The 14,444-nt window shown below is 71.9% G+C and carries 16 protein-coding genes; 8 read left to right on the top strand and 8 right to left on the bottom strand.

The genetic code is table 11. The features are described from left to right. Positions 1 to 10 precede the first annotated feature (10 nt). The 3 genes from ybeY to ACZ7DY_RS12100 are packed head-to-tail and all read left to right on the top strand — an operon-like array spanning position 11 to position 2,176. Positions 11 to 508 (top strand): rRNA maturation RNase YbeY, encoded by a 498-nt coding sequence (gene ybeY, locus ACZ7DY_RS12110; RefSeq protein WP_471133387.1) that lies wholly within the window; start codon positions 11 to 13, stop codon positions 506 to 508. A gap of 4 nt (positions 509 to 512) precedes the next feature. Next, entirely contained in the window at positions 513 to 1,823 is a 1,311-nt protein-coding gene (locus ACZ7DY_RS12105; protein ID WP_471133385.1) for a hemolysin family protein, read from the top strand. Beyond that, a complete protein-coding gene (locus tag ACZ7DY_RS12100; RefSeq protein ID WP_471133382.1) occupies positions 1,820 to 2,176 on the top strand; it encodes an MmcQ/YjbR family DNA-binding protein in 357 nt (118 codons plus the stop codon). The genes ACZ7DY_RS12105 and ACZ7DY_RS12100 overlap by 4 nt, the downstream gene beginning before the upstream one ends. A 205-nt stretch (positions 2,177 to 2,381) precedes the next feature. On the opposite strand, the gene ACZ7DY_RS12095 is transcribed toward ACZ7DY_RS12100, so the two are convergent. Next, positions 2,382 to 2,513: a hypothetical protein gene (locus ACZ7DY_RS12095; RefSeq protein ID WP_471133380.1), complete on the bottom strand. Its 132-nt coding sequence runs from the start codon at positions 2,511 to 2,513 to the stop codon at positions 2,382 to 2,384. A gap of 464 nt (positions 2,514 to 2,977) precedes the next feature. On the opposite strand from ACZ7DY_RS12095, the gene ACZ7DY_RS12090 reads away from it, so the two are divergent. Next, entirely contained in the window at positions 2,978 to 3,889 is a 912-nt protein-coding gene (locus tag ACZ7DY_RS12090) for a helix-turn-helix domain-containing protein (protein ID WP_471133378.1), read from the top strand. A gap of 160 nt (positions 3,890 to 4,049) precedes the next feature. Further along, positions 4,050 to 4,286, top strand: coding sequence for a DUF397 domain-containing protein (locus tag ACZ7DY_RS12085; protein WP_471133376.1), 237 nt, complete (start codon positions 4,050 to 4,052; stop codon positions 4,284 to 4,286). A gap of 29 nt (positions 4,287 to 4,315) precedes the next feature. On the opposite strand, the gene ACZ7DY_RS12080 is transcribed toward ACZ7DY_RS12085, so the two are convergent. Further along, positions 4,316 to 5,746: an MFS transporter gene (locus tag ACZ7DY_RS12080; RefSeq protein ID WP_471133374.1), complete on the bottom strand. Its 1,431-nt coding sequence runs from the start codon at positions 5,744 to 5,746 to the stop codon at positions 4,316 to 4,318. Positions 5,747 to 5,837: 91 nt separating this feature from the next. On the opposite strand from ACZ7DY_RS12080, the gene ACZ7DY_RS12075 reads away from it, so the two are divergent. Both ACZ7DY_RS12075 and ACZ7DY_RS12070 read left to right on the top strand, forming a co-directional pair. Further along, the gene (locus tag ACZ7DY_RS12075; RefSeq protein ID WP_471133372.1) at positions 5,838 to 6,731 is read left to right on the top strand and encodes a helix-turn-helix transcriptional regulator; all 894 of its coding nucleotides are present in this window, start codon (positions 5,838 to 5,840) and stop codon (positions 6,729 to 6,731) included. 26 nt (positions 6,732 to 6,757) lie between these two features. Next, positions 6,758 to 7,111, top strand: coding sequence for a cytidine deaminase (locus ACZ7DY_RS12070; RefSeq protein WP_471133370.1), 354 nt, complete (start codon positions 6,758 to 6,760; stop codon positions 7,109 to 7,111). Between the two features lie 22 nt (positions 7,112 to 7,133). Here the strand turns inward: ACZ7DY_RS12070 and ACZ7DY_RS12065 are convergent, their stop codons facing one another. Next, a complete protein-coding gene (locus ACZ7DY_RS12065; RefSeq protein WP_471133368.1) occupies positions 7,134 to 7,472 on the bottom strand; it encodes a P-II family nitrogen regulator in 339 nt (112 codons plus the stop codon). Next, the gene (locus ACZ7DY_RS12060; protein ID WP_471133366.1) at positions 7,469 to 8,767 is read right to left on the bottom strand and encodes an ammonium transporter; all 1,299 of its coding nucleotides are present in this window, start codon (positions 8,765 to 8,767) and stop codon (positions 7,469 to 7,471) included. The genes ACZ7DY_RS12065 and ACZ7DY_RS12060 overlap by 4 nt, the downstream gene beginning before the upstream one ends. A gap of 165 nt (positions 8,768 to 8,932) precedes the next feature. On the opposite strand from ACZ7DY_RS12060, the gene era reads away from it, so the two are divergent. Then, positions 8,933 to 9,895 carry a GTPase Era gene (gene era / locus ACZ7DY_RS12055; protein ID WP_471133363.1) on the top strand — a complete coding sequence of 321 codons (963 nt, stop codon included), beginning with the start codon at positions 8,933 to 8,935 and terminating at the stop codon, positions 9,893 to 9,895. A 220-nt stretch (positions 9,896 to 10,115) separates the two neighbouring features. Here era and ACZ7DY_RS12050 read toward each other — a convergent pair whose 3' ends face one another. The 4 genes from ACZ7DY_RS12050 to ACZ7DY_RS12035 all read right to left on the bottom strand — a co-directional run bounded on the left by ACZ7DY_RS12050 (position 10,116) and on the right by ACZ7DY_RS12035 (position 14,220). Next, complete coding sequence (locus ACZ7DY_RS12050) at positions 10,116 to 11,354, bottom strand: MFS transporter (RefSeq protein WP_471133360.1); 1,239 nt, start codon at positions 11,352 to 11,354, stop codon at positions 10,116 to 10,118. Continuing rightward, a complete protein-coding gene (locus ACZ7DY_RS12045) occupies positions 11,351 to 12,721 on the bottom strand; it encodes a GH1 family beta-glucosidase (protein WP_471133358.1) in 1,371 nt (456 codons plus the stop codon). The genes ACZ7DY_RS12050 and ACZ7DY_RS12045 overlap by 4 nt, the downstream gene beginning before the upstream one ends. A 109-nt stretch (positions 12,722 to 12,830) precedes the next feature. Continuing rightward, positions 12,831 to 13,097, bottom strand: a complete 267-nt coding sequence (locus tag ACZ7DY_RS12040; RefSeq protein WP_471133355.1) for a protealysin inhibitor emfourin — start codon at positions 13,095 to 13,097, stop codon at positions 12,831 to 12,833. 43 nt (positions 13,098 to 13,140) lie between these two features. Next, positions 13,141 to 14,220, bottom strand: coding sequence for a M4 family metallopeptidase (locus tag ACZ7DY_RS12035; protein WP_471133353.1), 1,080 nt, complete (start codon positions 14,218 to 14,220; stop codon positions 13,141 to 13,143). Positions 14,221 to 14,444: the final 224 nt, after the last annotated feature.

Below are 14,444 nucleotides of genomic sequence, written 5' to 3'. Positions count from 1 at the left end.
GAGCACCACCATGTCGATCGACGTCAACAACGAATCCGGAACCGAGGTCGACGAGCAGGCGATCCTCGACATCGCCCGCTACGCCCTCGCGCGGATGCGCATCCACCCGCTCTCCGAGCTCTCGGTGATCGTGGTCGACGCCGACGCCATGGAGCAGCTGCACATCCAGTGGATGGACCTGCCGGGGCCGACGGACGTCATGTCCTTCCCGATGGACGAGCTGCGGCCGCCCATGAAGGACGACGACGAGCCCCCGCAGGGCCTCCTCGGCGACATCGTGCTCTGCCCCGAGGTCGCCCTCCAGCAGGGCAAGGACGCCCCGACGCAGCACTCCATGGACGAGGAGCTCCAGCTCCTCACCGTCCATGGCGTGCTGCACCTGCTCGGGTACGACCACGAGGAGCCCGACGAGAAGGCCGAGATGTTCGGCCTGCAGGCCGCGATCGTCGACGGCTGGCGCGCGGAGCAGGGCCTGACCGGCCCGTCCCCGGCGCCCACGGTCTCGTAGCGCCATGAGCCCCCAGCTGATCGCCGGTGCCGTCGCCCTCGTGATCGTGGCCTGGCTCGCCGCGTGCGCCGAGGCGGGCATCGCCCGGGTCTCCAGCTTCCGCGCCGAGGAGGCGGCCCGCTCGGGGCGCCGCGGCAGCGCGAAGCTCGCCCAGGTCGCCGCGGACCCGACCCGCTATCTCAACGTGGCGCTGCTCGTCCGGGTGGCCTGCGAGATGGCCGCCGCCGCCCTGGTGACCTACGCCTGTCTGCGGGAGTTCGACCGGACCTGGCAGGCCCTCGCCGTCGCCATCGGCGTGATGGTCCTCGTCAGCTACGTCGCCGTCGGGGTCTCCCCGCGCACCATCGGCCGCCAGCACCCGCTGAACACGGCCACCGCCGCGGCGTACGTCCTGCTGCCGCTGGCCCGCGTGATGGGCCCGATCCCGCCGCTGCTGATCCTCATCGGCAACGCCCTCACCCCCGGCAAGGGCTTCCGGCGCGGCCCGTTCGCCTCCGAGGCCGAGCTGCGGGCCATGGTGGACCTCGCCGAGAAGGAGTCCCTCATCGAGGACGAGGAGCGGCGCATGGTCCACTCCGTCTTCGAGCTGGGGGACACCCTGGTCCGCGAGGTCATGGTGCCCCGCACGGACCTGGTCGCCATCGAGCGTTTCAAGACGATCCGCCAGGCGCTCACCCTCGCGCTGCGCTCCGGTTTCTCCCGCATCCCGGTGACGGGGGAGAGCGAGGACGACGTCGTCGGCATGGTGTACCTGAAGGACCTGGCCCGCAAGACGCACATCAACCGCGACAGCGAGTCCGAGCTCGTCTCGACGGCGATGCGCCCGGCGACCTTCGTGCCCGACACGAAGAACGCCGGTGACCTGCTGCGCGAGATGCAGCAGGAGCGCAACCACGTGGCCGTCGTGATCGACGAGTACGGCGGCACCGCCGGCATCGTCACCATCGAGGACATCCTGGAGGAGATCGTCGGGGAGATCACCGACGAGTACGACCGCGAGCTGCCGCCCGTGGAGGAGCTCGCCGACGGCTGCTACCGCGTGACGGCGCGGCTCGACATCGGCGATCTGGGCGAGCTCTTCGGGTTCGAGGAGTTCGACGACGAGGACGTCGAGACCGTCGGCGGGCTGCTCGCCAAGCAGCTGGGCCGGGTCCCGATCGCGGGGGCGTCGGCGGTCGTGCCGCTCCCCGACGAGCGGGAGCTGAGGCTCACCGCGGAGTCCGCCGCGGGCCGTCGCAACCGCATCATGACGGTGCTCGTGGAGCCCGTCGCCGCCGACGAGGGCGAGCCGGTGAAGGCGGAGGAGTCCGGATGACGCCGGATGAGCTGCGCGCGTTCTGCCTGTCCTTCAACGGCGCGGTGGAGGAGTTCCCCTTCACGCCGGAGACCTCGGTCTTCAAGGTGGCGGGGAAGATGTTCGCGCTCACGGCCCTCGACGGTCACCCGCTCACCGTCAACCTCAAGTGCGAGCCCGACATCGCCGTCCGGCTGCGCGAGGCGCACCCGCAGATCGTGCCGGGCTACCACATGAACAAGCGCCACTGGAACACGGTCTCGGTCGCCGCGGGGCTGCCGGACCGGCAGGTCAGGGAGCTGATCGAGGACTCGTACGACCTGGTGGTCGCGGGTCTGCCGCGGGACGTGCGGCTGCGGCTCGACCGCCCCTGAGGGGCGCGCGGGGGCCGGTTACACCGTGCGGAGTGTCCCAACAGCCCCTCGCCATCGGGGTGGTGGGACGGCAGAATGGAGTGGCAGGCGGATTCGAAACGCTCCCACTCCGGGCTGCCGGCCAAGGGAACTCGGAGTGGAAACGTCGTGCGATGGCGTCCGCCGTGTCCGGCCTCGGCCCTCCCGGGCCGGGGCCGGCTCTCTGTCACACGTGGGGAAGTACCCACCTCTCGAAGCACTCGCCGAGTGCCAGGATGAGGCTGGTCCACGGGGCCGCGCGGGCGGCCCAGTCGGTCCACGTGCGGGTGGCACGACGCCCGTCCGGCTTGTCGGCCATGGGGCTCGTTCTCCTTCCTGGTCCCACGCTCAGTCGTGGATACCGCGGCGATCCACGAACGGGCGGCGGCAGGAAGAGGGAATCGCCGGGTCGGCGAACCAGCCGGCCGGACAACCGGTGCCACTCGTTGGAGTGAGTTCCACCGATGGTCTTCCGGTGTTCAACCTCCTTCCCCCGTCGGACAGTTGAAGCAAGCTACCCCTCCGTGCCAGCGTAGCCTGCACATCGCCACGTGGGTAGTGCCATCCGGCACCTCGCTGAGGTAAGGGTCCGCTTCCAAAGCTCGCTGAATGCGATATAGCTTTCCGGGAGCTGTCGACCGGACAGCCCCTCTGCGGTTGCCGTTGCGGGGGACCTCAGGTCTCCTGACAGTGGCGTGAACTGTCGTCCCGGAAGGTCTCGATGAGTAAGCTGCTAGTCTGCTATGTTGCACCTCGCACGGTCCGGTTGGGGGTGGAGCCATCATGAGCGTGCCGAGTGCGGCACTTCACCGGCTGCGGCTGCGCACCGAGCTCCGCAAGGCGCGGACCGCTGCCCAGCTGACGCAGCGGCAGGTCGCGGCCAAGATGGAGTGGAGCCCCTCCAAGCTGATCCGCATCGAGGCCGGTGAAGTCGGTATCTCGGTCAACGACTTGAGGCCCCTGCTGGATGCGTACGGGATCCGGGACCGGCGCAAGATCGAGGAGCTGCTCGACCTGGCCCGCGGCGGCCGGCGGATGCCCTACAGCGAGTACCGCGACCTCTACAGCAAGGAATTCCTGCAGTTCCTGGCGTTGGAGGCGTCCGCGTCGATCATCCGGCACTACGGCGCGCTGCTGATGCCGGGTCCCTTGCAGACCGAGGAGTACGCCCGCGCGATCATGCGCTCCTACGACAAGAACATCCCCGACGAGGACCTGGAGCGCAGCGTCGAAGTCCGCCTCGCCCGGCAGGAGTTGCTCACCTCGGGCGGCCGGCAGGTCTTCTACATCCTCGACGAGGCGGTCGTGCGCCGGCACGTCGGCGGCCGCGGGGTGATGCGGGCCCAGCTGGAGCGGCTGGCCGAGCTGTCGGAGCGTCCCGGGGTCACCATCCAGATCCTCCCGTTCAGCATCGGGGCCCACGCGGGTATCCAGGGTCCCTTCAGTCACTTCGAGTTCGAGGCCGAGGAGATGCCCGACTCGCTGTATCTGGAGAATCCGCGGGGCGACGCCTACACCACCAACGCCCCCGAGGAGACCGTCCGTTACCTGGAGAGGTTCTGGGAGCTGGAGGACCTCGCCGTCAAGGACGACGTCGCCCTGCTCCTGCAGCTGCTCGCGGCCAGGACGGAAGAGGGCCGCGACGACCTGGAGGCGCTGCTCCAAGGGGTCGTACGGGAGCAGCCTGCCGAGTGAGGCGTCCCCAACTGCCCCTGGCGGGCGGGAGCTTGGCGAGAAACGGCTCGTTCATATTCGTATGACGCCCCGTTATTCTGGAAGAGGTGCTGCGTGTCCCTGCACCAGCCGCGCGGGGAACGTGACGGCTGGCCTTCCGCACCCGGGGTGGAGGAGAAGCGTGGGCGGCTCATGGACGTGGCGCAAGAGCAGTGCGAGCGACGGCGGCGCGGGGACCTGCGTGGAGATCGCCTGGACCGGTGATGCGGTACTGGTCCGCGACTCCGCCCGGCCCGGCGGATCCGTGCTCGCCTTCCGGCCCGGGTCCTGGACGGCGTTCGTCGCCCGGGTGACGGGGTCGCCCCCGGCCACCGCCCGCCGAGACCTCCCGCACGACGCGGGGACGGCCCGCCACTGACGGGGGCGGACCCGTCCCGCGTCCGGCGGTCAGGCGCGGGCCCCGTCGCGGCGCAGTCCGAGGAAGACCGCGGCCGCCGCGACCAGGACCACCCCTGCGTCGATGAGGAGCACCGTCCGGGTGCCCGTGAGGAGATCCGGGCCCGTCGTCGCGAGGACACCGAGCAGCGGGATGCCGATGGTGATGCCGACCTGCTGCGTCGAGGTGACCAGGCCGGTCGCCAGGCCCTGCTCCTCGTCGGGCACGCCGGAGGTGACCGTCACGCCGTACGAGACGATGGCGCCCAGGTGGCACATGCTCGCCAGCGACACCGCCGCCGTGGCGAGCCACACCGACCGGCCGCTCTCGCCGATGCCGAGCAGCGCGAGCCCGAACAGCCCCTGCCCGAGCAGGGAACCGGCGAGTGCGCGGCGTGCCCCGAAGCGGCCGATGACCTTCGGCGCGAAGGTGCCCGCGACCACCGACAGCAGGCCCTGCACGCCGAAGACCAGGCCCGTGCGGAGCGCGGAGAGGTGCAGGATCTCCTGGAGGTAGAGGGTCAGGACGAAGATGACCGTCGACATCATCGAGAAGGTGACGAGGCCGCCGAGGTTGCCCCACGCCACCGTGCGGCGGCGCAGCATGGGCAGCGAGACGAGCGGGGACGCGGCGCGCGACTCGACGTATCCGAAGGCCGCGAGGAGGAGCACGCCCGCCGCGAGCGCGACGATGACGTCCGTGCCGCCGAAGCCGCGCTCGGCCGCCGTGGAGAGGGCGTAGATCAGAAAGAGCAGGCCGCCGGTGACCGTGACGGCACCGGGGACGTCGAGGCGGGGGCGGTCCGGGGTGCGCGACTCGGGAAGCAGTCCGGGGGCCAGCGGCAGCACGAGCAGCGCGAAGAGGGTCAGCACGCCCATCGTGGAGCGCCAGCCGAGGGTGTCGGTGAGTACGCCGCCCAGCACCATGCCGACCGTGAAGCCGAGCGAGAGCAGCGTGCCGGAGATGCCGAGCGCCCGGTCGCGCTGCGGGCCCTCGGGGAACGTGGTCGTCAGGAGCGACATGCCGGTCGGCACGATGGCCGCGGCGCCCAGCCCCTGCAGGGCGCGTCCGGCGAGGAAGGACGCCGGGTCCCACGCGAAGGTGGCGAGCAGCGAGGCCAGGCCGAAGAGGGCGAGGCCCGCGAGGAACAGCTTCCGGCGCCCGAAGAGGTCGCCGGTCCTGCCGAAGAGGAGCAGGAAACCGCCGGAGGGCAGCGCGAAGGAGGTGACCGCCCATTGCAGCGCGGACCGGTCCATGCCGAGGTCGGCGCCGAGCACGGGCAGCGCCACGTTCAGCACGGAGAAGTCCAGCGCGACCATGAACTGGGCGGCGCAGAGCACGAAGAGGACGAGCCGGTCGCGGCGGGAGAGCCTGGGGTCCTCGGGGCGCGCCGCGGGTGGCGCGGGTCGGGGAGAGGGGGCAGTGGTGGTGTCGATCGCCATGGTCAAGAGCGTGCGGCGGCCGGAATAGACGTGGGGAGCGGGAACTTATGCTGGTGGTCGGAACACCAGTCAGGGCTTGGGGGAGCACCACATGGCGACAGCGTCGGTCACGGAGGGGTCGAAGGCGCGCCGCCTCGGCGAGCTGCGGGAGTTCCTGATGAGCCGTCGCGCGCGGGTCAGCCCCGCCGAGGCCGGGCTGCCGGACGGCGGCGCCCGACGCCGCACGCCGGGACTGCGCCGCGAGGAGGTGGCCGTGCTCGCCGGGGTCGGCGCCTCCTGGTACCAGTGGCTGGAGCAGGGGCGCGACATCTCCGTCTCGCCGCAGGTCCTGGACTCCGTGGCCCGGGTGCTGAAGCTGAGCAGCGCCGAGCGGCGTCATCTGTACGTGCTGTCCGGGCTCAACCCGCCCCCGCCGGAGGTCGCCCGGAGCGACCGGGACATGAGCGAGGGGCTGCGCAGGCTCATCGACACGTGGATGCCGTACCCGGCGCACATCATGGACGCGTACTGGAACTGCGTCATGTACAACGACGCGGCCGCCTCGGTGCTCGGCATGCGCTCGGAGACCTCCGACAACTGCCTGCTCGCCTTCTTCACCGACCCCATCTACCGGGCGCGCGCGAAGAGTTGGGAGCAGAACGCCCCGCAGATCGTGGCGATGTACCGGGCCGCGTGCTCGGAGCGCCCCGGTGACGACGGCTTCGCCGAGGTGATCGCCCGGGCGAAGGCGGCGAGCCCGGAGTTCACGGCGCTGTGGGAGCGCTGGGACATCCTGCCCGGCGGGCAGCTCGCCAAGGACATCGAGCACCCCGTGGTGGGGGCGCTGGTCCTCGAGTCGACGCAGTTGAAGGTGCCGGCGCGGCCCGACCTCACGATCGCGCTGCACACGCCGCTGCAGCGGGCCGGGACGGACACGGCGGGCAAGCTGGCGTGGCTGGCCTCGCCCGAGGGGCGCCGGGGCTCGATCCATCCGGTGGCGATGTAGTGGGGCCCCTTTCGTATGCTCGGGACATGACTGAGAGCGCCGCGCTTGACCCCGAGGACCGCAAGATCGTCACCCTGGCCCGTTCGGCCCGGGCCCGCAACGGTGTGCCCGAGGGGGCGGCCGTGCGGGACGAGACCGGTCGTACGTACGTGGCGGGGACGGTCGCTCTCGACTCGCTCCGGCTGTCCGCGCTGCGGACCGCGGTGGCGATGGCGGTGGCGTCCGGGGCGGAGTCCCTGGAGGCGGCGGCGGTCGTCTCCGGTGCCGAGTCCCTCCCGGCGGAGGACCTCGCCGCCGTGCGGGACCTCGGTGGGGCAGGGACGCCGGTGTTCCTCGCGGGGAGCGACGGGGAGGTCCGGGTACGGGTGGAGGCGGGCTGAGGCCCGCCTGCCCGGCCGGAGGTCACACCGCGTCGGGGCCCCGTTCTCCGGTGCGGACCCGGACGACCGTCTCCACCGGGACCGACCAGACCTTGCCGTCGCCGATCTTGCCCGTGCTCGCCGCGCGGACGATCGCGTCGATGACCGGCTCCGCGTCCAGGTCGGGGACCACCACCTCGACGCGGACCTTCGGGACCAGGTCCACCCGGTACTCCGCGCCCCGGTAGACCTCGGTGTGGCCGCGCTGGCGGCCGTAGCCGCTGGCCTCGGTGACCGTCAGGCCGTCCACGCCGAGCTCCTGGAGCGCCGTCTTCACCTCGTCGAGGCGGAACGGCTTGATGACCGCGGTGATCAGCTTCATGCGACGTGGCTCCCCTTCTTCACGGAGGCGGAGCCCACGGGGCCCACCAGGACGCCGTGATCGTAGGCGCTCTCCGCGTGCTGTGTCTGGTCCAGGCCCGTCCGCTCGTCCTCGGCCGACGCCCGGAACCCCATCAGCTTGTCGACGGCCTTCCCGATGCCGTACGTGACGGCGAACGTGTACGCGGCCACCGCCGCGACCGCCACCGCCTGCTTGCCCAGCTGGGCCGCGCCCCCGCCGTAGAACAGGCCCTCGGCGCCGTCCGTCATCGTGGCCGTCGCGAACAGGCCGATCAGGAGCGTGCCGACCACACCGCCGACCAGGTGCACGCCGACGACGTCGAGGGAGTCGTCGTAGCCGAGGCGGAACTTCCACGCGACCGCGTACGAGCAGACGACGCCGGCCGCGAGGCCGATGACCGCGGCGCCGGGGATGCCGACCACCCCGCACGACGGGGTGATCGCGACCAGTCCCGCCACCGCGCCGGACGCCGCGCCGAACGTAGTGGGGTGGCCGTCGCGCCGCTGTTCCACGAAGAGCCAGCCGAGCAGCCCCGTGCAGCCGGCCAGCAGGGTGTTGAGCAGGGACGCCGCGGCGAGGCCGTTGGCGCCGAGGGCCGAGCCGCCGTTGAAGCCGAGCCAGCCGAACCAGAGCAGGCCCGCGCCCATCAGGACCATGGGGAGGTTGTGCGGACGCATCGCCTCCTGCCGGAAGCCGATGCGCGGGCCGAGCACCAGGCACAGGGCCAGGCCGGACGCGCCGGAAGCGATCTCCACGACCAGGCCGCCCGCGAAGTCGAGCGCGCCCAGGTCCCGCGCGATCCAGCCGTCCGGGCCCCACACCCAGTGGGCGACGGGAACGTATACGAGCAGGGTCCAGACGGGTACGAAGACCAGCCAGGCCGCGAACCTGGTGCGGTCGGCGATCGCGCCGCTGATCAGCGCGGCGGTGATGACCGCGAAGGTCAGCTGGAAGGTGCCGAAGAGGAGGGTGGGGACGGTGCCGGTGAGGGTGCCGGGCCCGATGCCCGCCATGCCGAGGTGGTCGGTGCCGCCGATCAGGCCCGCGAAGACGTCGTCCCCGAAGGCAAGCGAGTACCCGGCGACCAGCCACACCACGGTGACGAGCGCGATCGAGACGAAGGACATGAGCAGCATGTTGAGGACGCTCTTCGTGCGGACCATGCCGCCGTAGAACAGGGCGAGGCCCGGCGTCATCAGCAGGACGAGCGCGGTGGCCGCGAGCAGCCAGGCGGTGTCGCCCGTGTCGAGGTGGGGGGCGGCGAAGGTCGTCATGGGGGGAGAGCGTCACGGGCGCGCGTTTCGTATCGGGCAACCGCGGGTTTCGGCCGTGTTTCGTGTTGCCGGGCCGTTTCCGGGGGCTCACGGGACGGGTCCGCGCCCCGTACGGCGGCCCTCCGCGGGCCGGGCGGTGCGGCGCGGCTCCCGGGATCAGGGACAATGGGCGCCATGAGCGTTCGTACCCCGTCATCAGCCGAGCCGTCCGAGGCCGTCCACCGCGCCGGCTTCGCCTGCTTCGTCGGCCGCCCCAACGCGGGCAAGTCCACCCTCACGAACGCTCTGGTCGGCCAGAAGGTGGCGATCACCTCCAACCGGCCGCAGACCACGCGCCACACCGTGCGCGGCATCGTGCACCGCCCCGACGCCCAGCTGATCCTGGTGGACACCCCGGGACTGCACAAGCCGCGCACGCTGCTCGGCGAGCGGCTGAACGACGTGGTGCGCGCGACGTGGGCCGAGGTCGACGTGATCGGCTTCTGCCTGCCCGCGAACGAGAAGCTCGGCCCCGGCGACCGCTTCATCGCCAAGGAGCTCGCCTCCATCAAGAAGACGCCGAAGATCGCGATCATCACCAAGACGGACCTCGTCGACAGCAAGACGCTCGCCGAGCAGCTCATCGCCGTCGACCAGCTCGGCAAGGAGCTGGGCTTCGAGTGGGCGGAGATCGTGCCCGTCTCGGCCGTCGGCGACGAGCAGGTCGGGCTCCTCGCCGACCTCCTCGTGCCGCTGCTGCCCGAGGGCCCCGCGCTCTACCCCGAGGGCGACCTCACCGACGAGCCCGAGCAGGTCATGGTCGCCGAGCTGATCCGCGAGGCCGCCCTGGAGGGCGTGCGCGACGAGCTGCCGCACTCCATCGCGGTCGTGGTGGAGGAGATGCTGCCGCGCGAGGACCGGCCCGCCGACAAACCGCTGCTCGACATCCACGCCTTCGTCTACATCGAGCGGCCCAGCCAGAAGGGCATCATCATCGGCCCGAAGGGCAAGCGCCTGAAGGACGTCGGCATCAAGTCCCGCAAGCAGATCGAGGCGCTGCTCGGCACGCCCGTCTTCCTCGACCTGCACGTGAAGGTCGCCAAGGACTGGCAGCGGGACCCCCGCCAGCTGCGGAAACTCGGCTTCTAGCCCCGCCCCCGGGCATCCGCCGCCCGCGCGGCCACCGGCCATGTCCCGTTCCCGGGGCGGAAGTTGGCCGTTTCCGGGAATGCGGGAGGGCCCGGCGCGGTTGGCCAGGACGGCCGGATCGGGCCGGGGACGACGCGGGCGCAGCGGCGGGACGGGGGTTCACCGCTGCGCCCCGCCGCCTCCGACGCCCGGGGTCCCGGCCCGCCGGGCGCACCCGCTCTCACTCCACGCCCCTGATCCGCGTCACGAGCGCCGCTCCCGCGAGGCCGATCACCGCCGCCGTCAGGTACAGCACCCGGTAGCCGCCCAGATACGTCACGATCGGGGCCGCCATCGCCGGTGCCGCCACCTGGGGCAGGGAGTTGGCGATGTTGATGACGCCGAGATCCTTGCCGCGGTCCATGGCCGTCGGCAGGACGTCCGTCATCAGGGCGAAGTCCACCGAGGTGAAGACGCCGAAGCCGATGCCGAGCAGCGCGGCCGCGGCGACCGTCCCCGGCCAGGTCTGCCAGAGGGCGAGCAGCCCCGTCGCCGCCGCCATCAGCACCCCCGACCAGATCACGAACGGCTTGCGGCGCCCCACCCGGTCCGACCAGGCCCCGCCCACCACGACCGTGGCCAGCATCGTCGCGCCGTTCACGGCGGTCAGCACGAGGACGCCCCGCTCGGGGTCGGCGTACTCCAGGCCGTCGCGCAGGAAGTACAGCAGGTAGAGCAGGACCACCGAGTTGCCGACGTTGATCAGGAACCGGGTCAGCCAGGCCACGGCGAGGTCCGGGTGGCGGCGCGGGCTGAGCCAGAACCCGGCCGCGAACTCCCGCCGGTTCCACGGCGGCCGGTCGGCGGCGGCCAGGCGCAGGTCGCGGTGGCGTACGACGTGGGGCGCCACGCCCGCCACGGTGAACAGGGCGCAGGCCGCGTACCCCGCGACCGTGCCGCCCGCCGCCGTCGCCAGCCCCGTGCCGGCGACCACGCCGAGCAGCTGCGCCGCCCCGAGCCAGCCGCCCACCGCGCCCCGCTGCGGACGCGGCACGCGGTCCGGCACGGCGGCGGTGAGCGCGGCGAAGGCGGCGTTCAGGGTGAGCTGGACCAGGCACCAGCCGGCCGCCAGCGACCACACGGAGCCCGCGGCGGAGAGCAGCAGCAGCGCGGCGGCGCCGCCCGCCGTGCCGGCCACGATCCACGGGGTGCGCCGGCCCCACCGGGACGTGGTGCGGTCCGAGGCCGCGCCGGACAGCGGGTTCGCGGCGAGCGAGACGACCGCGCCTGCCCCGGTCACCCAGGCGAGCGCCGTCTCCTTGGAGGTGCCCGCCGGGGCCAGCTCCTGCGCCTGCCGGGCGAGCAGGATCTGCAGCGGCCCGTACCAGCCCACCCAGATGGCGCCGTTGGCCACCGAGAGCGTGGCGGTCCAGCCGCGGCCGACCCGCTCGGTCGGCTCCCGCAGCGCGGCGGAGGTCATGGCCGCCGCGCCCGCAGCACCTCGCGCAGCCAGTGGTACGACGCCTTCGGGGTCCGTTCCTGGGTGGTGTGGTCGACGTGGACGAGACCGAACCGCTGCCGGTGGCCCTCCGCCCACTCGAAGTTGTCGATCAGGGACCAGACGAAGTAGCCGCGCACGTCCACGCCCGCCTCCAACGCCCGGTGCAGGGCCCGCAGATGGCCGTCCAGATAGGTGATGCGCTCCTGGTCGTCCAGGCCCTCGTACGAGCAGCCGTTCTCGGTGATGACGAGGGGCGGGAGGCGGTCGCCGTAGCGGTCGCGGAAGGAGGTGAGCAGGTCGGTGAGTGCGTCGGGGACGACCGGCCAGCCGAAGTCCGTGACCGGGTACCCCTCGATCTCCCGCGGGGAGAAGGGGAGTTCGGGCGGGAGCGTGACGCCGGCGAAGTCGGTGGCGGTGCCCTCGGGGAGCGGCGCCCCGACCCGGGTCGGCTGGTAGAAGTTGATGCCGTACCAGTCGAGCGGCTCCGCGATCGTCCGCAGGTCGGCGTCGAGGTCGGCCGCGCCCATCAGCTCCTCCATGCCCTCGGGGTAGCGGCCGAGGAGCAGGGGGTCCGCGAAGAGACGGTTGAGGAGCAGGTCGTAGAGGTCGGCGGCGGCCAGGTCGTCGGCGGCGGCCGAGGCGGGCCAGGTCGGGCCGTGCGAGTTGGCGATGCCGATGTCGCGGGCGCCGGCCGCGCGCAGCGCCCGTACGGCGAGGCCGTGGGCGAGGAGCTGGTGGTGGGCGGCGGGCAGCGCGTCGAAGAGGAGCCGTTCGCCGGGGGCGTGCTGGCCGAGCGCGTGGCCGAGCAGGGTGTGTTCGGCCGGTTCGTTGAGGGTGATCCACTTCGTGACGCGGTCGCCGATGCGGCCCGCCACCACGGCGGTGTACTCCGCGAAGAGTTCGGCGGTCCGCCGCTCCAGCCAGCCGCCCTTCTCCTGGACGGCCAGCGGGGTGTCCCAGTGGAAGAGGGTGGGGACGGGGCGTACACCCGCGGCGCACAGCTCGTCGACGAGCCGGTCGTAGAAGTCGAGGCCCGCCGGGTTGACCGGGCCCGCGCCGGTGGGCAGCACGCGCGGCCAGGAGACCGAGAAGCGGTAGGCGTCCACGCCGAGCCCGCGGACGAGCGCCACGTCCTCGCGGTAGCGGTGGTAGTGGTCGCAGGCGACGGCGGCGGTGGTGCCGTCCTTCACGTTTCCGGGTACGGCCGTGAAGGCGTCCCAGACCGAGGGGCCGCGCTCGTCGACGGCGCCCTCGATCTGGTGGGCCGATGTGGAGACGCCCCACAGGAAGTCGCGGGGGAACGGGGGAACGGGTTCTCTCGCCGGTGTCGCCGCACTCGCTGCCATGGGCGGGATCCTCCGTACCGGCGAGTACGGAAGTCAATGGGCGTGCGGCAGAAAGATGAACAACGCTCAGGTTTTCTCAAGGGTGGGCCGACGGCCGCCTTTCCCGCCCCTACGCGCCCTCCTTCAGCACCCGCGAGATCAGCTTCCGCTGCGGCTCGGTCAGCCGCGGATCCGAGCAGTACACCGTCCGCCCGTCCACCGTCAGCTGGTAGTTAAACCCGTCGGGCACCCCGATGGGCGGGGCGCTCCTGCCGTCGGCCAGGGCCTGTTCGGCCAGGGCCCGCCACTCCGGGGCATCGGCCAGCTGCGAGGTGTCCACCTCGGCATGCCGGTCGATGCCCGCGAATCCTCCGGTCCGCTTCACCTGGATACGCATGGCTCCTGTCTACTCCACGGGAGAGGCGGCCGGTAGCGCGCCGTCAGCCGTCCGTGGCCGGCACCTTGACCGTGGACCACGCGTCGACGACGGCCTTCAGCTCGTCCCCGTCGCCGAACTTCTGGCGGGCGGCGGCGACCGTCAGCTTGGCGAAGTCGCTGAACGAGGCGTCCTGCGCCAGCTCGCCACCGGTCAGCACGGCGTACCAGATCTGTCCGGCCCGCTCCCACGAGTGACCGCCGAGGGCGTCGGCGACCAGGTAGAACGCGCGGTTGGGGATGCCGGAGTTGATGTGCACGCCGCCGTTGTCGCGGCCCGTCCTGACGTAGGAGTCCATGTCGGCCGGCTGCGGGTCCTTGCCGAGCACGTCGTCGTCGTAGGCGGTGCCCGGCTCCTTCATGGAGCGCAGCGCCGTGCCGGTGACGCGCGGGGCGAGCAGCCCGGCGCCGATCAGCCAGTCGGCCTCGGCGGTGGTCTGGCCCAGCGAGTACTGCTTGATCATCGAGCCGAAGACGTCCGACATCGACTCGTTGAGGGCGCCCGGCTGGCCGAAGTACGTCAGGTTGGCCGTGTACTGCGTGACGCCGTGGGTCAGCTCGTGGCCGATGACGTCGACGGGGATGGTGAAGTCGAGGAAGATCTCGCCGTCACCGTCGCCGAACACCATCTGTTCGCCGTTCCAGAAGGCGTTCCCGTAGTCCTCGTCGTAGTGGACGGTGGCGTTCAGCGGCAGGCCGTTGCCGTCGATCGAGTTGCGCTCGTACGACTTCAGGTACAGCTCGAAGGTGGCGCCGAGGCCCGCGTACGCGCGGTTGACGGTGGCGTCCTTGGTCGGCTTGTCGCCCTCGCAGCGGACCTTGCGGCCGGGCAGCTCCGTGCGGTGCCTGGCGTCGTAGATGGTGCGGTGCGGCTTGCCGGCCGCGGCCTCCTTCGGCACGGCGACGGTGGGGGCGCCGACGACGGTCGTCAGACGGCGCTGGGTGCGCTCGAAGGCGTCGCGCTGCAGGGTGCGGCGGGCGGGCGTGGCGAGCGCGGGGTCCTGGTTCTGGGCCAGCCGGTCCAGGACGTGGGGCGGCACGATGGTGCAGAAGACAGGCTCGAAGCCTGCCGGGTTGGCGGTCATGGCGTGCAATGTGGCACTGGGTCATGCCGCTGTCACTACCTGCAACCAGGATTAGTGAAATAGAGGTATTGATCACGGCATAGCCGTTACCTGCCGGTGATCCCGCATACTGATACGGGCCCGCGCGTCACGCGCGGCTCGGCTAGGCTGCGGCACATCATGCGATTCGGGCTGCTCCTTCTTAGCTGCCGCGGCGAGGGCCTGTAGTCGAGGCCGACCCCCTC

Source organism: Streptomyces sp. NPDC037013, from assembly GCF_055607265.1.
Note: the sequence above shows the minus strand (reverse complement) of the source record. Positions and strands in the feature narration are given on the sequence as shown.